21 protein-coding genes are annotated in these 19381 nt (G+C 71.5%); 9 read left to right on the top strand and 12 right to left on the bottom strand.

The genetic code is table 11. From position 1 onward, the window contains the following. Window positions 1-22 precede the first annotated feature (22 nt). Both ACWER9_RS03830 and ACWER9_RS03825 read left to right on the top strand, forming a co-directional pair. Window positions 23-850, top strand: a complete 828-nt coding sequence (locus ACWER9_RS03830) for a 3-keto-5-aminohexanoate cleavage protein (protein ID WP_452300336.1) — start codon at window positions 23-25, stop codon at window positions 848-850. Between the two features lie 94 nt (window positions 851-944). Beyond that, window positions 945-1904, top strand: coding sequence for an asparaginase (locus ACWER9_RS03825; RefSeq protein ID WP_452300334.1), 960 nt, complete (start codon window positions 945-947; stop codon window positions 1902-1904). 177 nt (window positions 1905-2081) lie between these two features. Here the strand turns inward: ACWER9_RS03825 and ACWER9_RS03820 are convergent, their stop codons facing one another. Then, window positions 2082-2879 carry an alpha/beta fold hydrolase gene (locus ACWER9_RS03820; RefSeq protein WP_452300333.1) on the bottom strand — a complete coding sequence of 266 codons (798 nt, stop codon included), beginning with the start codon at window positions 2877-2879 and terminating at the stop codon, window positions 2082-2084. A gap of 112 nt (window positions 2880-2991) precedes the next feature. Here ACWER9_RS03820 and ACWER9_RS03815 point away from each other — a divergent pair, with 112 nt between their 5' ends. The 5 genes from ACWER9_RS03815 to ACWER9_RS03795 all read left to right on the top strand — a co-directional run bounded on the left by ACWER9_RS03815 (window position 2992) and on the right by ACWER9_RS03795 (window position 6460). Further along, window positions 2992-3576, top strand: coding sequence for a helix-turn-helix domain-containing protein (locus ACWER9_RS03815; RefSeq protein ID WP_452300332.1), 585 nt, complete (start codon window positions 2992-2994; stop codon window positions 3574-3576). Continuing rightward, window positions 3573-4214, top strand: coding sequence for a hypothetical protein (locus ACWER9_RS03810; protein WP_452300331.1), 642 nt, complete (start codon window positions 3573-3575; stop codon window positions 4212-4214). The genes ACWER9_RS03815 and ACWER9_RS03810 overlap by 4 nt, the downstream gene beginning before the upstream one ends. Window positions 4215-4285: 71 nt before the next feature. Next, window positions 4286-4600, top strand: coding sequence for a DUF2516 family protein (locus tag ACWER9_RS03805; protein ID WP_357351174.1), 315 nt, complete (start codon window positions 4286-4288; stop codon window positions 4598-4600). Further along, window positions 4597-5484 (top strand): alpha/beta fold hydrolase, encoded by an 888-nt coding sequence (locus ACWER9_RS03800; RefSeq protein WP_452300330.1) that lies wholly within the window; start codon window positions 4597-4599, stop codon window positions 5482-5484. The genes ACWER9_RS03805 and ACWER9_RS03800 overlap by 4 nt, the downstream gene beginning before the upstream one ends. Window positions 5485-5545: 61 nt before the next feature. Further along, complete coding sequence (locus ACWER9_RS03795; protein WP_452300329.1) at window positions 5546-6460, top strand: SDR family oxidoreductase; 915 nt, start codon at window positions 5546-5548, stop codon at window positions 6458-6460. Here the strand turns inward: ACWER9_RS03795 and ACWER9_RS03790 are convergent. After that, the gene (locus ACWER9_RS03790) at window positions 6451-7419 is read right to left on the bottom strand and encodes a helix-turn-helix transcriptional regulator (RefSeq protein ID WP_452300328.1); all 969 of its coding nucleotides are present in this window, start codon (window positions 7417-7419) and stop codon (window positions 6451-6453) included. The genes ACWER9_RS03795 and ACWER9_RS03790 overlap by 10 nt on opposite strands. 68 nt (window positions 7420-7487) lie before the next feature. On the opposite strand from ACWER9_RS03790, the gene ACWER9_RS03785 reads away from it, so the two are divergent. Beyond that, on the top strand, window positions 7488-8279 hold the full coding sequence (locus tag ACWER9_RS03785) for an EI24 domain-containing protein (protein WP_452300327.1): 792 nt from the start codon (window positions 7488-7490) through the stop codon (window positions 8277-8279). 72 nt (window positions 8280-8351) lie between these two features. Here ACWER9_RS03785 and ACWER9_RS03780 read toward each other — a convergent pair whose 3' ends face one another. From ACWER9_RS03780 to ACWER9_RS03745, 8 genes are all read right to left on the bottom strand, one after another. Further along, window positions 8352-9266: a GNAT family N-acetyltransferase gene (locus tag ACWER9_RS03780; protein WP_452300326.1), complete on the bottom strand. Its 915-nt coding sequence runs from the start codon at window positions 9264-9266 to the stop codon at window positions 8352-8354. A gap of 1 nt (window position 9267) precedes the next feature. Beyond that, complete coding sequence (locus ACWER9_RS03775) at window positions 9268-9681, bottom strand: RidA family protein (RefSeq protein WP_452300325.1); 414 nt, start codon at window positions 9679-9681, stop codon at window positions 9268-9270. 66 nt (window positions 9682-9747) lie between these two features. Further along, complete coding sequence (locus ACWER9_RS03770; protein WP_452300324.1) at window positions 9748-10755, bottom strand: LacI family DNA-binding transcriptional regulator; 1008 nt, start codon at window positions 10753-10755, stop codon at window positions 9748-9750. Window positions 10756-10775: 20 nt separating this feature from the next. Further along, complete coding sequence (locus tag ACWER9_RS03765; RefSeq protein ID WP_452300323.1) at window positions 10776-12155, bottom strand: GH1 family beta-glucosidase; 1380 nt, start codon at window positions 12153-12155, stop codon at window positions 10776-10778. Next, window positions 12152-12985 carry a carbohydrate ABC transporter permease gene (locus ACWER9_RS03760; protein ID WP_452300322.1) on the bottom strand — a complete coding sequence of 278 codons (834 nt, stop codon included), beginning with the start codon at window positions 12983-12985 and terminating at the stop codon, window positions 12152-12154. Before ACWER9_RS03760 ends, ACWER9_RS03765 begins: the two co-directional genes overlap by 4 nt. Continuing rightward, window positions 12982-13965 carry a carbohydrate ABC transporter permease gene (locus ACWER9_RS03755; RefSeq protein ID WP_452300321.1) on the bottom strand — a complete coding sequence of 328 codons (984 nt, stop codon included), beginning with the start codon at window positions 13963-13965 and terminating at the stop codon, window positions 12982-12984. The genes ACWER9_RS03760 and ACWER9_RS03755 overlap by 4 nt, the downstream gene beginning before the upstream one ends. Before the next feature lie 70 nt (window positions 13966-14035). Next, window positions 14036-15340, bottom strand: a complete 1305-nt coding sequence (locus tag ACWER9_RS03750; protein WP_452300320.1) for an ABC transporter substrate-binding protein — start codon at window positions 15338-15340, stop codon at window positions 14036-14038. Window positions 15341-15522: 182 nt separating this feature from the next. Beyond that, window positions 15523-16281 carry a maleylpyruvate isomerase family mycothiol-dependent enzyme gene (locus tag ACWER9_RS03745; RefSeq protein ID WP_452300319.1) on the bottom strand — a complete coding sequence of 253 codons (759 nt, stop codon included), beginning with the start codon at window positions 16279-16281 and terminating at the stop codon, window positions 15523-15525. A 69-nt stretch (window positions 16282-16350) separates the two neighbouring features. On the opposite strand from ACWER9_RS03745, the gene ACWER9_RS03740 reads away from it, so the two are divergent. Continuing rightward, the gene (locus tag ACWER9_RS03740; protein ID WP_452300318.1) at window positions 16351-17433 is read left to right on the top strand and encodes a UDP-N-acetylmuramate dehydrogenase; all 1083 of its coding nucleotides are present in this window, start codon (window positions 16351-16353) and stop codon (window positions 17431-17433) included. A 170-nt stretch (window positions 17434-17603) separates the two neighbouring features. On the opposite strand, the gene ACWER9_RS03735 is transcribed toward ACWER9_RS03740, so the two are convergent. Next, a complete protein-coding gene (locus ACWER9_RS03735) occupies window positions 17604-18392 on the bottom strand; it encodes a class I SAM-dependent methyltransferase (RefSeq protein WP_452300317.1) in 789 nt (262 codons plus the stop codon). 31 nt (window positions 18393-18423) lie between these two features. After that, window positions 18424-19191 carry an SDR family oxidoreductase gene (locus tag ACWER9_RS03730; RefSeq protein WP_452300316.1) on the bottom strand — a complete coding sequence of 256 codons (768 nt, stop codon included), beginning with the start codon at window positions 19189-19191 and terminating at the stop codon, window positions 18424-18426. Between the last annotated feature and the right edge of the window lie 190 nt (window positions 19192-19381).

Raw genomic sequence — 19381 nt, 5'->3', positions numbered from 1 at the left:
CCCGGCGTCTAGGATCGCCGGCATGACGACAGGGACGTTGATCACGGTGGCCCCGACCGGCGCGGAGTCGGCCAAGGCGGAGGTGCCGGCGCTGCCGGTGACCCTCGACGAGTTGCTGCTCACCGCCAAGGAGTGCGAGGCGCTCGGGGCTTCCGTGATCCACGTCCACATCCGCGACGACGAGGCCCGGCCGACGCTCGACCCGCTGCGCCTGGCCGACACGGTGGCGGCGCTGCGGGACAGCACGGACCTGATCGTGCAGCTCTCCTCCGGTGGCGCGGTGACCGACCCGGAGGCCGCCCGGCTCGCCGTGCTCGACGCCCGTCCGGACATGGCGTCCTGCACCATGGGCACCGTCAACTTCGGCGACGACGTCTTCCTCAACCGCTGGGAGTTCATCGTCGACCTGCACACCCGGATGCAGGAACGCGCGATCGTGCCGGAGTACGAGATCTTCGACCTCGGCCACCTGTCCGCGTTGCAGCGGTTGCTCGGCAAGTACGGACTGCCGGCCGGCGGGCACGTGCACGTCGACTTCGTGATGGGCGTGCCGGGTGGCATGCCGGGCACCACCGAGACGCTCGTCGCGGCCCACCGGATGCTGCGGGACCTGCCGGAGGGCACCACCTTCTCGGCCACCGGCGTCGGCCGGAGCACCATCCCGGTGCTGCTGGCGTCGCTGTCGACGGGCGGGCACCTGCGGGTCGGCATGGAGGACACCGTGACGTACGCGAAGGGCCGCCCGGTGGAGTCCAACATGCAGTTGGTCGCCCGTGCGGTGGGTTTCGCCCAGCTCGCCCAGCGCCCGCCGCTGACCACCACCGAGGCCCGCGAGCTGCTCGGGCTGTAAGGCCGGGTCCGTCCCGCGCCCCTGTCACCCGGGCGGTGGACCTGCTGGTCACCCGGCCGCCGGGCACCCCCGGACCGTCGGTACCGTCCAGCGCGTGACGAAGACGTACGAGGGCGGCGCGCCGCTCGCCGAGGTGGTCCGGTCGGGGTTCGTGGAGGGTGCGCACCGCGGCTCGGTGGTGGTGCTTGACGCGGCCGGTGTCGTGGTGGCGTCCGCCGGGGACGTGAGTTCGCCGGTCTTTCCCCGCTCGGCGAGCAAGCCGATGCAGGCGATCGGGATGCTCCGGGCCGGCCTGGCCCTGACCGACCCGGCCGACGTGGCGTTGGTCTCGGCGAGTCACGCGGGTGAGGAGTTCCACCTGGCCCGGGTCGGTGCGCTGCTGGAGCGCGCCGGGCTGGACGCGTCGGCGCTGCGCTGCCCCCCCGACCTGCCAGTCGGCGCCGCCGCCCGGGAGGCGGTGCTCCGGGCCGGTGGCGGCCCGAGCCGGGTGCAGATGAACTGCTCCGGCAAACACAGCGGGATGTTGCTGACCTGCGAGGCCGCCGGTTGGTCGCGGGAGGGCTACTGGCGGCCGGAGCACCCGCTCCAGCAGCGGTTGCGGGCCGCCATCGAGGAGTTCACCGGGGAACCGGCGGCTGCGGTGGGGGTCGACGGCTGCGGGGCCCCGGTGCTCGCGGTGTCGCTGACCGGCCTGGCCGGGGCGTACCTCCGACTTGTCGACGCCGAGCCCGGCTCGGTGCCGCGCACGGTGGCCGACGCGATGCGGGCGTACCCGGAGATCGTGGGCGGCACCCAGGCCGACGACACCCGACTGATGCGCGGTGTGCCGGGGCTGCTGGCCAAGGTCGGCGCCGAGGGCGTGATCGCCGTGGCGCTGCCGGGCGTCGGCGCGGTCGCGCTGAAGATCGACGACGGCGCCGACCGGGCCCGGATGCCGGTGCTGGTCTCCGCGCTGCGCCGGCTCGGCGTGGACGCCCCGGTGCTGACCGAGTACGCAGAGGTGCCGCTCTTCGGCGGCGGGGTGCCGGTCGGGGCGGTCCGCCCGCTCTGGTGACGGCCTGTCGGCGGTCCGGTCGAGCGACCCGGCCGGCAACGCCCGAATGAGCGCCATGCCTCAGAGGTGTGAATATGACTCTGAGGTATGGCGCTCGTCGCGGCGTGCGATCGGTCGGGTCGCGGTGGGGTCCGATGGCGGGCGCGGTGCCGAGGTGCGTCGAGGCCGCGCCGCGGTTCAGTTCAGGAAGTCGAGGAGTGCGGCGTTTACCGGCTCCGGACGCTCCAGTGGCAGCAGGTGTGCCGCGTCCGGCACGTCGGGGAGTCGGACCGCGCCGGGGACCTCGGCGGCTATCCGGTCGGCGAGTCGACTGATGTCCGGCACGTCGGCGGCACCGGCGGTGACCAGGACGGGGATCTTCAGCTCGCCGAGTCGGCCGATCGCCGGAGGCGTCAGCTCGCCCACCTCGATCGCGCCGAGCGCCAGTTCGGCGGCGAGGGCACGCTGGTCCATCTCCTGCGCGAACGCGACCAACTCGGGGTCGACGTCCTCCGGCTGGCGTCCCGGGCCGACCACCCAGAACCGCACCTCACCGGCCGCGCCGGCGACGAAGTCGTCGGGGTCGACCTCTCCGACCAGGTCGTCCCAGAGGTCGTTCGCCTCGTCGGACCACTCGTTGCCGGATACCGCCGTGTCGAACAGCGCGAGCGCGCTCACCCGGTCCGGGTGGGCCAGCGCGGTGTCGATGGCGACAGCCCCACCGAAGGAGCAGCCGACAAGCGCGGTCCGGGGGAGGCCCAGCGCGTCCAGCAGCCCGACCACGTCCTCGTGGTGGGTGAACGGCGCCGGGGGCAGCTCCGAGTCGCCGTAGCCGCGCAGGTCCGGGACGATCACCCGGTGCCGGGCGGCAAGCGCGGAGACCTGTCCCCGCCACATCCGCCGGTCGGCGATTCCGGCGTGCAGCAGGACGACTGGCGAACCGCTGCCGGCCTCGTCGTACGCGATGCTTGCTCCATTGACTGTGATCTTGTGCACGGACGGACCGTACGGATCGGTCGAGCGGCGCGCAAACGGCATGTTGAGACGTTGCTAACTATGGTTAGCGTTTTGCTTGCAACAGCTAGCGCGGACGGTTAGCGTCGCTGTCATGGCCACACCCAAGGACCTTCCCGACGTCGGCGGGTTCATCCGCGATCTGCGGCGCAACGCCAAGATCTCGCTACGGCAACTCGCCGAGCAGGCGGGGGTCAGCAATCCGTACCTCAGCCAGATCGAGCGCGGCCTGCGCAAACCCAGCGCCGAGGTGCTCCAGCAACTGGCAAGCGCACTGCGGGTCTCCACGCCGGCGATGTACCTGCGCGCCGGCCTGCTCGACGACAAGGAAGGCCACGGGGTGCTCGCCGCCATCGCCGTGGACGCCGACCTGACGATGGCGCAGAAGCAGTCGCTCAGTCAGATCTACGAGACGTTCCGCCGGGAGAACACCCGGCTGGCCGAGGCCGAGGCCGAGGCGGCGCAGGAGGCCGACAAGCCTGCTGACCAGCCCGCCAGCCAGGCCGCCGACCTGGCCAATCTGGCCGCCACCGGCCCCACCACCGTGGGCGGCACCCCGACCGAGGCCGTCCTCGAGTCGGTGGCCGTCACCGAGGCGGGCACCGCACCCGCTCCGGGCAGCACCAGCATCCCCCAGAAGAAGAAGGCCGCCGAGGCGGCCGAAGAGGAGACGTCATGAGCGAGCCGAAGACCAACCGCATCCCCGCCCCGATCTACGCCGCAGCCGGCGCCGGTGAGCTGGCCATCGAGCAGCTGCGCAAGCTCCCGGCCGTGGTCGGCGTCCTCAGCACCCGGGTCGTCGCCGACCTGGGTGGCCGGGCCGTGCTGACCGGGTTCGAGTTGAAGCAGAAGGCCACCGAGACGCTGCGTACCGCGAACGAGACCGCCGACCTGGCGAAGCTGCGGGAGGTGGCCGACATCGACAAGCTGCGTGCCGCCGCGACCCGCAACGCAGCCCTGGTGGTCGCCGGCGCCCAGGTCGCGCAGGAGCGCGCATTCGCCGCGTACGGCGCGCTCGTCGCCCGGGGCGAGCGGGTCGTCGGGGCCGGCGTTCTGGAGGCCGCCGAGACGGTGAACGCCGACATCGAGGCCACCCAGGCGGTGGCGCCGACCACCACCACCGCGACCGCCACCCCGACCGCTGCGGCCACGGCCCCCGCCGACGCGCCGACCCCTGCCGCCGTGGCCGAGATCGCCGAGGCCAAGCCGGCCGCGGTCAAGAAGGTCGCCCGCGCGCCGAAGGCCACCAAGCCGGCCGAGACCCCGTCGGCGAAGCTTCCCCGGGCCACCAAGCGGACCCGCCCGGCTGCCGAGTAGCTCGTCGAGTCGACGACCCCGGCGGCGTCCTTGTCGGACGTAGCCGGGGTCGTGGACATAAACTTGCCGACATGGCCAACGCCGCGCCGATCTTCGCGTTCGAAGTCCGCTACGTGATCGAGCTGATTCTGCTCGTCTTCGCGCTGATCATCCAGGGTGTCGCGCTGGTGCACGCCGTCACGCAGCGCTCCGATGCCTTCCCCGCAATCGGGACGCTGCCCAAGGGTGGCTGGATCGCCATCCTGGCGGTCTGCCTCGTGCTCACCCTCCTCGGCTTCGGTCCGATCAGCCTCTTCGGCCTGGTCGGCATCGCCGCCGCTCTCATCTACCTGCTCGACGTCCGGGTCGGTCTCCGCGACCTGAGCGACGGCAAAGGGTTCTGGTGAGAGGTTTTCGCTGGCCACCTCCACCCGACAGCGGGCCCCGCACCTGGGGGCCCGGGCCGGGTGGGCCGCGTACCGGCCGGCCCGCACTGCCGGAGCCGGAGACCGAGCTGGTCACCACCCCGCACGGCGTACAGCTGGAGCGGCTGGTCACCGGTGCCGGTGACCCGGTCACCGTGTTCGCACACGGGCTGGGCAACGGCATCGCCACCACCCGCCCGTTCGGCAGTGGGGTGAACGGTCGCAAGGTGTTCTTCCAGTTCCGGGGGCACGGTCGTTCCGGAGCCCCGGACGGGCCGTGGGACTACCTGGACCTGGCCCGGGACCTGCGCGCCATCGCCGACCTCGGCGGCGCCAGCCGGGCGTTCGGCGCGAGCCTCGGCGCGGGCGCCCTCTGCCGACTCCTGGTGGAGAGCCCGGAACGCTTCGACAGGCTGGTCTTCTTCCTGCCGGCGGTCCTCGACGAGCCACGCCTGCCGGTCGCCCGGGAACGCATCACCAGCCTGCTGGAGGCGGTGGAGAGCGGGGACGCCTCGGCGGTCGCCGACATCGTCACGCTGGAGCTGCCGCCGGCGGTGCGCAACACCCCGGCCGGCTGGGCGTACCTGCGGCAACGACTCGACCAGCTGCTCCGCGACGGTCTTGCCGACGGTCTGGCCACCCTCGCCGACCAGACGCCGCTGCGCCAGATCGGTGACCTGACGGCGGTCACCGCGCCGGCTTTGGTGATCGGTTGCGCGGGCGACGACCTGCACCCGGTCGAGGTCGCCGAACGGCTCGCCGTCGCGCTGCCCCAGGCCACCCTGCACGTGTACGACAGGCCCGGCGTCCTCTGGTCGGAACGCGCCGATCTGCGGGACCGCATCTCCGGCTTCCTGAACGAGTAACCTGCCCGGTCGTACCGAATTCGGACGTCGGCTGTCAGGTATCCCTGGCACCGTCGCAGGCATGACACAACCGCTAACCGGAAAGATCGCGCTCGTCGCCGGTGCCACCCGAGGCGCCGGGCGGCAGATCGCCGTGCAGCTCGGGGCTGCCGGTGCCACGGTCTACGCCACCGGCCGCAGCACCCGGGCCGGCCGCTCCGAGATGGACCGACCGGAGACCATCGAGGAGACCGCCGAGCTGGTCAGCGCGGCCGGCGGCACCGGCATCGCCGTCCAGGTCGACCACCTCGTGCCCGAGCAGGTCCGCGACCTGGTCGCGCGGATCGACGCCGAGCAGGGCCAACTCGATGTGCTGGTGAACGACATCTGGGGCGGCGACCCGCTTGTCACCTGGGACAAGCCGGTCTGGGAACAGCCACTCGCCGCCGGTTTCCGCACCCTGCGACTGGCCGTCGACACGCACATCATCACCAGCCACTTCGCCCTGCCGCTGCTGATCCGTCGGCCCGGCGGACTGGTGGTGGAGATGGGCGACGGCACCAAGGCGTACAACGACGAGAACTACCGGCTGTCGGTCTTCTACGACCTGGCCAAGGTCTCGGTCAACCGGCTCGCCTTCAGCCAGGCGCACGAGCTGAAACCGCATGGCTGCACGGCCGTGGCGCTCACCCCCGGCTGGATCCGATCCGAGGCGATGCTCGAGCACTTCGGCGTGACCGAGGAGAACTGGCGCGACGGCGCCGCCACCGACCCCAACTTCCTCATCTCGGAGACCCCGGCCTTCGTCGGCCGCGCGGTCGCCGCGCTCGCCGCCGACGAGGAGAAGGCCCGCTGGAGCGGCAGGTCCGTCGATGCCGGCACGCTCTCCAAGGTGTACGGGTTCACCGACCTCGACGGCAGCCAACCCGAGGCCTTCCGCTACATCACCGAGGTGGTCGACGCGGGCAAACCGTCGGACGTGACCGGCTACCGGTAGAGCGCACCGAGCCGCTCGGCGCTCTCCGCGAACAACTGCCGCAGCTCGGGTGGATCGAGGACCTCGACCTCGGGGCCGAGCCCCAGCAGTTGGTGGTACGCCACCTGGACCGACTCGACGGGCAGCCGCGCCACGACCCAGCCCTGCCCGTCGGGTCGGCCGGCGGCGGCGACGATGTCGTCGTACACGAAGGGGGCATCGACCAGGTGCCGGAGCCGGCGCAGGCCGGCGGGGCTCAGCCGGACGGCGACCTCGGCCCGCAGCATGGTCCGCAGGAACGACCCGGCCTGCTCGCGCCAGTGCCCGGCCAGGTCGAAGCCCTCGTCGCGGTCGAAGTGCTCGTCGCCCACCTCGACCCCGGTGACCCGGTCCACCCGGTAGGTGCGCACGTCGTCGCCGGCCCGGCCGACCAGATACCAGACCGCGCTCTTGAGCACCAGGCCGTACGGCTGGACCTGGCGGGTCACCTCCCGGTCGCCGCGCCGGTAACGCAGCTCCACCACGCGGTCTGCCCAGACGGCCCGGGCCAGCTCGGACAACCAGAGCGGTGGCGCGGTCTCCCGGAACCAGCCCGGCACGTCCAGGTGGAACCGCTGCCCGGCCCGGGCCGGCGCGTCACGCAGGGCGGGTGGCAGCGCGGCCAGCACCTTCAACTCCGCGGACGCGACCGCGTCGGCGAGCCCCATCTCGCCGGCCGGCCCGGGTAAACCGGCGAGGAAGAGCGCCTCCGCCTCGTCCCGGGTCAGCCCGGTCAGTCGGGTGCGGTAGCCGCCGAGCAGGCGGTAACCGCCGGCCCGCCCCCGGTCCGCGTAGACCGGCACCCCGGCGGCCGAGAGCGCCAGCACGTCCCGGTAGACGGTCCGCTCGGAGACCTCCAGCTCCCGGGCCAGCTCGCTCGCGGTCATCGAGCCGCGCGCCTGCAACAGCAGCAGCAACGAGATCAGTCGGGAGGCACGCACCCGATCATCCTGCCCGTTGTCGCTTGCCGTACGGCGGATTCGATCACGGCTGGTTAGGCTGCTCGATCGTGGACGTCAGCAGAATCGCCAGCCCGGTGACCGGGGTCGTCGGACGCTTCCTCGCCGGGGCGGGCCTGCTCCTGCGGGGGCTGGGCCTCTACGTTCGTAGCCCGGGCCTGATGCTGCTCGGCATCGTGCCGGCGCTGATCTCCGGCGTGCTCTTCCTGGCCGCGTTGGCCACACTCGTGTACTTCGTGGACGACCTCGCCGCGCTTGTCACCCCGTTCGCCGACGACTGGTCGAGCACCGGCCGCAGCCTGGTCCGGGTGATCGCCGGGCTGGCCTTCCTGGGGCTCGGCGGCCTGCTCGCGGTGGTCAGCTTCACCGCGGTCACCCTGGTCATCGGCGACCCGTTCTACGAGAAGATCTCCGAGCAGGTGGAGCAGCGGTACGGCGGCACGCCGGGCGCGGTGGACGTGCCCTTCTGGTCGTCGCTGCGCCGCAGCGCCGCCGACTCGGTACGGCTGGTGGCGCTCACCGCGCTTGTCGGCATCCCGCTCTTCCTCGCCGGTTTCATCCCGGTGGTCGGGCAGACTGTCGTCCCGGTGATCGGGGCGGCCGTGGGCGGGTGGTTCCTCGCCGTGGAGCTGGTCGGCGCGCCGTTCTACCGGCGCGGAATGCGGCTGCCGCAGCGCCGGACGATCCTGAAGGCCGACCGACCCACCGCGCTCGGCTTCGGCGTGGCCGTCTTCCTCTGCTTCCTGATCCCGCTCGGGGCCGTGCTGATCATGCCGGCTGCGGTCGCCGGTGCCACGCTGCTGGCCCGCCGCTCGATGGGCCAGTCGATCGAGGAGAGCTGACCTGGTCGGCGCCGTCATCGCCTCCTGCCTTGATCAAGTGATGAGAAGTAGGTTCCACGGGGCACGTGGGACCTACTTCTCATCACATGATCTCGACAGGTCGGCCAGGCAGGACCACTCGGCTGCCACCGGGCGGTAGCCCAGCCGGGTGTTGATCGCGAGCATCGGCCCGTTCGCCTCGTCGTTCGAGGTGTACGCGACGCGCACGCCGTTCGCGGCGGCCCGGTGCAGCGCCGCCGTCTTGGCGAGCCGGGCCAGTCCGCGTCCCCGGTACGCCGGGAGGGTGCCGGTGAAGTCCGACCACATCCGGTCGCCGTCCCGCTTCACCAGGCTGAACGCGGCGATCTCACCATCGACTTCGGCGGCGACGCTTGCTGTCTTGTCCAGGCCGAGGTTGTCCCAGACGTCGTACTGCCAGCTCTCGTAACTGATCGAGTCGACAGGTACGTCGCCCGGCTCGTCAAGCGCAGCGGCCACGTCCGCCGCGTAGAGCCGGTGCGGGTCCAGGTCCGCGATCTGGCACAGTCGTACGCCCGGGGGCGGCTCCGGCAGCGCGGGCACCGGGTTCAGATCGAGCGCCGAGAAACGCAGCTCACGACTGGGCTCGTAGCCGTGCCGACGGGCGAACGGCAGAGCCTCCGGCTGGGCGAAGGCGCGTAGCCGTCGGACTCCCAGCGGGGCGAGGTGATCTGTCGCGGTCGTCAGCAGCGCGGTGCCGATGCCCCGCCGTCGGTGTTCGGGGTGGACGTGCAGGAGGTTGATGTCACCGAAGTCGGCCGTCGAGGTCGAGTCGTTGCGTTGCGCCGTCACCCATCCGACGACCTCGTCGTCGACCTCGGCCACGAAGGCCGTCCAGCCCTTCTCGGGCGGAGGCTCGGCGATCATCTTCCGGGTCGACTCGACACCGCGCACCAGATACGGAAAGACCAGGCGCCGCAGCGCCACCACGCCCGGGGCGTCGTCCGGCTGCGCCACACGGATCCGCATGTCAGGCCCCCGTCCGTACGGCGGCGACCGCCTCGACCTCGACGAGCTGGTCGGGATAGCCGAGCACGGCCACCCCGAGCAGGGTGCTTGGTGGGTCGTGGTCGCCGAAGAAGTCGCGAACCACCTCCCAGACGGTGACCAGGTCGGCCCGCTGCGACGACGCGACGTACACGGTGGTCTTGACGACGTCGGTCAGTCGGGCGCCGGCCGCGTCCAGAGCGGTCGCCAGGTTCGTCATCACCTGCCGGGCCTGCGCGGCGTGATCGCCCGGCGCGACCGTGCGGCCCTCGGCGTCGAGTGGGCACGCACCGGCGGTGAACACCAGCCGGGCAGGTGACTCGACGGTGGCCGCGTACGCGTACTCGGCGGTGTCGGAGAGGGCGGGGACGTGCAGCAGCGCGACAGGATCCGGCATGCCGGCGAGGCTAACCAGGATTCCCCGGCCGAGCGACGCATTAACCACGCGCTCGCGCGCGGCCGGTCACGCCGAGGCGCGGCGGATCAACTCGGTGGGGAGCATGACCGCCTGCTCGATGGTTTCGCCGGCGGCCAGCCGGAGGAGTTGGCGGGTCATTCGACGACCCAGTTCCACGATCGGCTGCCGGACGGTGGTCAGTGGCGGCTCGGTGTAGGCGGCGGTCTCGATGTCGTCGAAGCCGACGACCGCCACGTCCTCCGGCACCCGCCGGCCGGCCTCGCGAAGCGTCCGCAGGGCTGCGTGCGCCATCAGGTCGGAGGCGGCGAAGACGCCGTCGAGGTCGGGGTGTTCGGTGAGCAGGTGGCGCATCGCGGCCGACCCGGACTCCCGGGTGAAGTCGCCGATGGCGACCAGCTCGGGCAGCCCCGCGTCGGCGACCGTGCTGCGGTAGCCGCTGAGCCGTTCGATCCCGGCGACCATGTCCTGCGGGCCGGCGATGGTAGCGATCCGTCGACGACCGCTGTCGATCATGTGGCGGACGGCTGCGGTCACCCCGGCGACATGGTCGACGTCGACGTACGGGACCGGCACGTCGCCGAGCGGTCGACCGCTGACCACCACCGGGATGCCGAGCCGGGCAAGCGTGCCGGGCAGCGGGTCGGCGCCGTGCAGCGACGCGAAGAGCACCCCGTCGACGTGCCGGCCGGTGGTGTACCGCTCCACCCGGTGGTGCCCGGCCGGCGAGCCGGCGAGCATCAGCACCAGTTGTTTGTCGGCCGCCTCCAACTCCTGGCTGACGCCCCGGATGATGCCGGGGAAGACCTGGTCGTCGGAGAAGACCCGGGTGGCGGCCTCCGGCATGACCAGGGCGATCGAGTCGGTGCGTTGGGTGACCAGGCTGCGGGCGGCCAGGTTGGGGACGTACCCCAACTCGGCGACCGCCCGGGTGACCGCCTCGCGGATCGGTTCGGCGACGGTGGTGGAGCCGTTGACCACCCGGGACACGGTGGCGCGGGACACTCCGGCCCGCGCTGCCACCGCCTCGAGCGTCGGCCGCTGCGCCGTCGTCATCGCGCCTTTCCCCCCGCTCGTCACAGCCCGTTCCGGGAGATCACCTCCTGGTACCACCGGGCGCTGGCCTTCGGTGTGCGCCGCTGGGTCAGGTAGTCGACGTGCACGATCCCGAACCGCTTGCGGTAACCCTCCGCCCACTCGAAGTTGTCCAGGAATGACCATACGAGATAACCGCGCAGGTCCACGCCCCGGGAGATCGCCTCGTGCGCCGCACGGAGGTGCCCGTCGAGGTAGGCGATGCGATCGGCGTCGATCACCTGTGCCGCACCGTCGGGCGAGTCGGCGCCCGGCTTGTCGGGGAACGCCGCGCCGTTCTCGGTGATCAGCAGCGGCACCCCGGGGTAGTCGGTGGCGATCCGCTCCAGCAGTCGGGTCAGCCCGGCCGGCTCGATCATCCAGCCCATGTCGGTGAGCGGGCCGGTGGGCGGCAGGAAGTGCACGGTGCCCTCGGTGCCCGGGTAGGCGGGGTTGCCTGCGGCGTCGGGTCGACCCGCCACGTAGCCGGGTGCGTAGTAGTTGATGCCGAGCAGGTCGATCGGGGCCGCGATCAGTTTCTCGTCGCCGTCGCGGATGAACGTCGGCTCGACGATCCGGGCCACGTGCTCCCGGACGTCGTCCGGGTAGCCGCCGGCCAGCAGCGGGTCGAGGAAGATCCGGTTGTGCAGGCCGTCGACGAGCCGGACCGCGGCGGCGTCGACAGCGCTCTCCGGGTCGGCCGGCCGTACGTCGGCCGGGTTGAGGGTGATGCCGACGCTGCGCGCGCCGGCGGCCCGCAGCGCCCGCGCGGCCAGGCCGTGCCCCAACAACAGATGGTGTACGGCGGTGAAGGCCGCCGCCGGACTCTGCTCGCCCGGGGCGTGCACGCCGTTGGCGTAACCGAGGTAGGCCGAGCACCAGGGTTCGTTGAGGGTGGTCCAGACGTCGATCCGGTCGCCGAGGCGGGCGTACACGGCGGTGGCGTAGGTGGCGAAGTGCTCGGCGGTGTCCCGGTTTGTCCAGCCGCCCCGGTCACCGAGGGCCTGCGGCAGGTCCCAGTGGTAGAGGGTGACGATGGGGTCGATGCCCCGATCGAGAAGCGTGTCGGTGAGTCGGTCGTAGAAGTCCAGCCCCCCCGGGTTGGCGGGGCCGGTGCCGTCGGGTTGGATTCGCGGCCAGGAGACCGAGAACCGGTACGCCCGCAGGCCCAGGTCGGCCATCAACGCCACGTCGTCGGCGTACCGGTGGTAGTGGTCGCAGGCGACGTCGCCGGTGTGACCCTGGTACACCTTGCCCGGCGTACGGCTGAAGGTGTCCCAGATGGACGGACCGCGACCGTCGTCGCGGGCCGCGCCCTCGATCTGGTACGCGGCGGTGGCCGCCCCCCAGAGGAAGCCGTCGGGGAAGTTGAGTTCACTCACGCCTTGACCGCACCTTCCATGATTCCGCCGATGATCTGTCGGCCGAACAACACGAAGACCAGTAGCAGGGGCAGCGTCGCGATGGCCGTTCCGGTGAACACCTGCGACATGTCCTGGTAGTACCCGTCCGACAGCGCGCGTAGGGACAGTTGCACTGTCGGATTCGCCGGATCGTTCAGTACAGCGTACGGCCACAGGAAGTCGTTCCAGGTGGTCATGAAGGTCAGTAGACCGAGGACGGCGGCGGCGGGGCGCAGGGCGGGCAGCACGACGTGCCACCAGATCCGGGCGCTGCCACAGCCGTCCACCCGGGCGGCCTCGATCAGTTCGTCGCTGATGGCCTGGCCGGCGTACTGCCGCATCATGAACACGCCGAACCCGGTGACAAGCACCGGGACGATCACCGCGGGTAGCCGGTCGTTCCACTGCAGCTTGGTCATGAGCAGGTAGAGCGGGATCACGCCGAGCTGCGTCGGCACCATCATGGTCGCGATGATCACCAGTAGCAGCGCGTTTCGGCCCCGGAACCTGAGCTTGGCGAAGGCGAACCCGGCCAGGCTGGAGAAGAAGACCACGGAGACGGTCACCGTGGTCGCGACGATCGCCGAGTTGATCAGACCGGTCAGGAAGTACGCGTCGGTGTTGTCGAACAGGCGGGCGATGTTCGCGCCCAGGTTGCCTCCGGGGGTGACCGGGGGTGGCAGTTGGCCCATCGCGTCGTTGCTGCGGCTGGCGACGACGAACATCCACCAGATCGGAAAGATCGACAGGCCGGCGGCGAACACCAGGGCCAGGTAGGTGAGCGGGCTGGCCCGCCAGAGCCGGCTCATCGGCTGGTTCCCTTCTGCGGGCGGTTCCCGCCGCCGAGTCGGCGCAGGATCAGCACGTTCACCGCCGCGACGATCGCGATGAGCGCGAAGAGCAGCCAGGCCACCGCCGAGCCGTACCCGAAGTTGTAGTGCGGGGCGAACGCGTTCTCGAACATGTACATGGTCAGCGTCTGCGACTCGCGCAGCGGTCCGCCGCGGATCGGGTTGGTGCCGGAGTGGAACAGCCGGGGCTCGGTGAAGAGCTGCAGGCCGCCGATGGTGGCGATGATGGCGCAGAAGATGATCGTCGGTTTGAGCAGCGGCACGGTGATCGACCAGAACTGTCGGGCCCGGTTGGCGCCGTCGATCGCCGCGGCCTCGTACAGGTCGCGGGGGATGGCCTGCATCGCGGCCAGGAGGATCAGCGCGTTGTAGCCGGTCCAGCGCCAGTCGACCATGGCGGAGATGGCCACCCAGGAGGCCAGCCGGTTGGACTTCCACTCGATCGCGTCCATGCCGACCAGGTCGAGCAGCCAGTTGATCATGCCGAACTCGCGGCCGAAGAGCACCCCGAACACGATCGCCACGGCGGCCGTGGAGGTGACGTTCGGGACGAGCACCGCCATCCGCCATCCGGTGCGGGCCCGCAGCCCCCGGTTCAGCAGGTTGGCCAGCCAGAGCGCGGCGAGCAGTTGCGGCACCGTGGAGATCACGAAGATGCCAAGCGTGTTGACGAGCGCGTGCCAGAAGTCGACGTCGGCGAGCAGCCGGGTGTAGTTCTCCGCGCCGACGAACGGGTGGTCGGAGCCGAGCAGGTCCCAGTCGTGCAGCGACACCCAGAAGGTGTACGCCAGCGGGTACGCCCCGAAGATGCCGAAGATCAGGAAGAACGGGGCGATGTAGAGGTACGGGGAGAGCCGGGCGTCGAGCCGACTGAGCCGACCTGACGAGCGTGGGGGTGCCGGTGCGACCGGCGGGCGGGCGTCGAGCTGGACGGTCATGCCCGAGAACTCCTTTCCGTCGCGCGGGCGGGACTCCGGTGCCCGGAGCCCGCCCGCACGCTCGCTCGGGCTACTTGGCGGCGGCCTTCTTCGCGTTGGTCACCGCGTCGGTCCAGCCCTGCGCGGGGCTGCGCTGACCCAGCTCCACGGTCCGTACGGCGTTCTCCACCTCGGTCCGTACGGCCTGGTTCTTCGGGCCCATGTAGACGGGCTTGAGGCTCTTCGCGCCGGTGCCGAAGATGGCGCCGACAGGTGCCCCCGAGAAGTACGCGTTTGTCGCGCCGGTGATCGCCGGGTCGCCGAGCGCCTGCGGCGAGGAGGGCAGCGGACCCTTGGCCTTGAACGCCCCGATCTGCCCCTTGGCGCTGGTCAGGAACTTGGCCAGCTCGATGGCCTCGGCCTGGTGCTTGCTCTGCTTGGGCACGGCGAGGTGCGATCCACCCCAGTTGCCGCCGTTGCCGGGGACCCGGGCGATGTCCCACTTGCCCTGGGCGCTGGTGCCGGCGTTGGCCTCGATGACGCCGGTCATCCAGGAGGGGCAGGCGATGGTGGCGAACTTCGACTGCTTGAAGGCGGAGACCCACTCCTCCGACCAGGAGCCGTACTTTCCGGAGAGGCCCGAGTCGATGATGTCCATCGTGGTGTCCCACGCCTGGCGTACCGACGGGTTGCTGTCGACGACCAGGTTGTCGCTGGTGTCGTAGTAGCTGTAGCCGGTCGTGTTGCCGGCGGTCTGGAGCAGGATGGTGTTGAACGTGTTCGTCGCCCCGTCGAGGAAGGACGCGCCGGTCTTCGCCGCGGTGAACTTCTCGCCGGTGGCGATGTAGTCCGGCCAGGTCGGCCAGAGCTTGGAGACCGCCTCCCGCTCGGTGGGCAGGCCGGCCTTCTCGAAGAGGTCCTTGCGGTAGCAGATGGCGATGCCACCGACGTCGGTGCCGAGGCCGATGAGCTGCTTGCCGTCGGCGGTCAGGCCGGCGTTCCACTTCCACTCGAGGAAGTTGCCCTTGAGGTCGGCGGCGCCGTGGTCCAGCAGGTTGACGAAGTTCGCGGGGTTGGCCTTGTACTCGACGAGCAGGCCCTCCTCGATGGCCACCACGTCGCCTGCGCCCCGGCCGGCGGCGAGCCACTGGGTCAGCTTCGGCGAGTACTCGTCGAGGTTGGTGCCGGTGCCACGCTCGACGACCTTCACGCCGGGGTTCGCGGCCATGTACTCCTGGTAGAGCTGCTCGTAGCCGAACTGGCCGAAGACGTCGACGGTCAGCGTGACCGTTCCGTCGCCCGGCTCGTCACCGCCGCCGCAGCCGGTGGTGACGAGCAGGGCGGTGGCGGCGGCGAGAGCCACCGCGGCGAGGCGGCGGCGTGGGAGGACAGCCATGGGTTTCGACCTCTCTCAAGGTGGGCGGGTGGTGGCAGATGGCTAAGAGAGCGCTCTCACGACAGGGTGGTGGGTCGCCAACCCGCTGTCAAGAGAGCGCTCTCTCGTTGTTCCGATCCAGGCCCCGACATCGACGAGGGCGTCACCCCTGACGGGGTGACGCCCTCGTTCGTGCGTATCGGTCAGCCGGTGCGCAGACCGTTCAACAGGGTGCGGTCGCCGACGACGTCGAGCGTCTCGAAGCTCACCCGCCCCCACAGCGCCAACAGCAGGTCGCTCGCGGTGCCGCTGACCTGCGCGCGCGCGTGGTGATCGTCGTGGTCGAAGATGGTCGCGGTGTCGAGCAACGCCACCCCCTCGCCGCGCAGCCGCAGATACCAGTCCTGGGCCGCATCGGTCGCGCAGAGCTGCACCACCCCGTGCCAGTCACCCGGCACCTGCCGCCGGCCCGCCGGCAGCCAGGTGTCCAGCACCTCACTCACCCCGTCGGCCGCGAGCTTCGCCTCAACCGGGTCACCAGCCGCGATGGCGAGCTGGGCGTCCCAGCGGTGCACAGCCGTCTCGTGCGCCATCCGACGCGGCCAGAAGCCGGCCTTCTTCGGCTGCGGAGCCCAGTTCCACGCCGGCGCCTCCGGGTCGAGCCCGTCGAAGAGAGTCATCAGCCGGTCGTACCCCTGCTGCCACAGCTGGAGCGCGTTCACACCCGGGTCGGCTTCACGTTGCTCCCGGCGCGGCGGCTGGGTGGCCTGGCCGGAACCGACGAACGACGAAACCCAGTGGTAGATGCCGGCCATGTGCAGTGTGAGGTCGTTGACCGTCCAGCCCGGACAGGACAGCACCGGTGTCTCCGGCGGCGCCTCGGCCACCGCTGCGGCGAAAGCCGGAGCCTCCGTCCGGAGCGCCCCGATCCAGAAATCCTTGCTGCCCTGCAGTCTGCTCATCGCCATCCTCCCGGGGGTGCCGGGCGACCAGTGGGTGCCACGGCTAGTTGTCAGCCTAAGGTGAAGGGCGTGCCAGACGCCTCCGCCCAGCCGACAACCGACGCCGATCGTGCCATCCCCGGTCCACTCGCCGGCTACACCACCCTGCGAACGGGTGGGCCGGCCGGGCGGATCGTGGCCGCCGGCAGTGCCGACGAGATCGTCCGGGCGGTCCAGGCCGCGGCCGAGCCGGTCCTGCTCCTGGCCGGGGGCAGCAACGTGGTGATCGGCGACGCCGGTTTCCCCGGCACCGTCGTGCTGGTGCGCTCCCGTGGCATGCAGGTCATCGCCGAGGACGCCGCCTCGATCACCGTACGGGTCGACGCCGGCGAACCATGGGACGACCTCGTCGCCGCCACGGTCGCCAACGGCTGGGCCGGGCTGGAGTGCCTGTCCGGCATCCCCGGCTCGACCGGCGCCACCCCGATCCAGAACGTCGGAGCGTACGGCCAGGAGGTCGCCGAGACGATCACCGGCGTCGAGGTGTACGACCGGATCACCGGCACCCGCCAGGTCATCCCCGCGGCCGACTGCGGCTTCGCCTACCGGGGCAGCATCTTCAAGTACGTGGACCGTTGGGTCGTGCTCTCGGTCGACTTCCGGCTCACCAGGTCCGCGCTCAGTGGGCCGGTGCGCTACGCCGAGTTGGCCAAGGCGCTCGGCGTCGAGGTGGGCGACCAGGTGCCGCTTGCGGACGCCCGCGCGGCGGTGCTGCGGCTGCGCGCGGGCAAGGGCATGGTGCTCGACGCCAACGACCCGGACACTCGCTCGGTCGGCTCCTTCTTCACCAACCCGGTGCTCGACCGCGCGACGTACGAACAGCTCCTCGAACGCTCCACCGAGCTGGGCGACCCACCCGCCTGGCCCGGGGCGGACGGCCTGGTCAAGGTGAGCGCCGCCTGGCTGATCGACAAGGCCGGCTTCACCAAGGGCCACCCCGGCGAGGGCGGGGTGGCCATCTCCAGCAAGCACACCCTGGCCCTGACCAACCGCAGCGGCACCGCCCACACGACCGCCCTGCTCACCCTGGCCCGCACCATCCGCGACCAGGTCCACGCCCGCTTCGGCGTAACCCTGCACCCCGAACCAGTCCTCATAAACTGCACCCTCTAACCCACCCACCCCGCCCCGCCCCGCCCCGCCCCGCGCGACTCCAGCCCGTGCGACCGCGTCGATCAAGGAGTTGTGGTGGGGGACATTCACCTCTGTCGGGGTTAAATCGCCCACCACAACTCCATGATCGACGGGCGGGGCGGGCGGGCCGGGGCGGGACGGGCGGGGCGTTAGGGGAGGGGCCAGGGGAGGGTTAGTTCGCCTTGGCGCCAGCGGGTGGGGTTGTCGAGGATGGGCCAGCCTGATTCGCGGAGGCGGGTCACCGCTTGCAGCCACCGTTGGCGGGGGCCGAAGGTGGCGTACGGGGCGGCGGCCTGCCAGGCGTCCTCCAGGGCGCGGACCAGGGCGTGCACCGGCTCACCGGGGACGTTGCGGTGGATCAGCGCCTTGGGTAGCCGCTCGGCCAGCTCGGCGGGGCTGCCAAGCGTCGTGAGCTTCGCGGCCAGGGTCAGCGTCCGGGGCCCTTCGGCGTCGATCAGCAGCCAACTCGCGAGCCGCCCCAACTCGTCACACGTGCCCTCGACGAGCACCCCACCGGGGGCGAGCGCGGCGCACATGGTCTGCCAGGCTTCGGCCACGTCGCTCTCGTCGTACTGTCGCAGCACGTTGAACGCGCGGACCAGCACCGGCCGGAGCCCGGCCAACTCGAACCCACCCCGGGCGAACGTGAGCCCGGGTGGGTCGGCGGCCGGCGCGGCGGCCGCCACCCGGGCCGCGTCGATCTCCAACCCGACCAGCCGTACGTCCGGACGGACCCTGGCCGCCAGCCGCGCCCGCAACTCCACAGCTGTCACCGGGGTGGCGCCGTAGCCGAGGTCGACCACCAGGGGGTCGTCCGCAGCCAGCAGGGTTTCGGCGCAGGTGGCGACGATCCAGTTGTCCACCCGACGCAGTCGGTTCGGGTTCGTCGTGCCGCGCGTGACCACGCCGAACGGCCGGTGCCGTGCCCCAGGGCTCACGCCGACCTCAGGGCCGATCTCCGCTGGCGCCTCACTTGCCGACCCGGTGCACCTTGTGCTGGGCGGCCTGTGCCCGTGGCCGGACCACCAGCCGGTCGACGTTGACGTGCTCCGGGCGGGTGGCGCACCAGGCGATGCAGTCCGCGACGTCCTCGGCGACCAGTGGCCCCGGCACCCCGGCGTAGACGGCCGCCGCCCGTTCCGCATCGCCTTCGAAGCGGACCAGGCCGAACTCGTCGGTCTTCACCATGCCCGGGTCGATCTCGACGACCCGCAGCGGCCGGCCGCACAATTCGAGGCGGAGCGTGCCGGCGATTGCGGTCTGCGCGTGCTTCGCGGCGGTGTAGCCGCCCCCGCCCTCGTAGACGGTCAGGCCGGCGGTCGAGGAGACCACCACGATGGTGCCGGAACCGGAGGCCTCCAGCGCCGGCAGCAGTGCCTGGGTGACCCGCAGGGTGCCGAGCACGTTCACGTCGTACATCCACTGCCAGTCGGCGACCGAGCCGGACTCGACCGGGTCCAGCCCGCGTGCCCCGCCGGCGTTGTTGACCAGGAGGGTGACCGGCCCGGGTGCCTGGGCGGCGGCTTCGGCCAGCCGGGCCACCGACTCGTCCGAGGTGACATCGCAGGTCACCGCGGTGGCCTTGCCGCCGGCAGCGGTGATCTCGGCGACCAGATCGGTGAGCCGTTCGGCGCGGCGGGCGGCGGCGAGCACGTGGAAGCCCTCGGCGGCGAGCCGGCGGGCGGTGGCCGCGCCGATCCCGCTTGAAGCTCCGGTGACGATGGCGACTGAGGTCATCCCGACATTGTCCCCCGACCGTGGGAGCCACCCCGACCGGGCGTACGGGGGCCATCGACGGGCGTCCGGTCATGAGGTCCGTCACCCCGGGGGGCCGCGCCGGGGAATTTCCGAAGCCCGATGGGGAAGATGACATCCGGCGTACAGGTTGACCGAGAAGCGCCGGTCGTGCGAGACGGCATCAACCGTG

The sequence above is a fragment of the Micromonospora sp. NPDC003944 genome, assembly GCF_053605225.1.
This window is presented reverse-complemented; position numbering and strand designations above follow the sequence as displayed.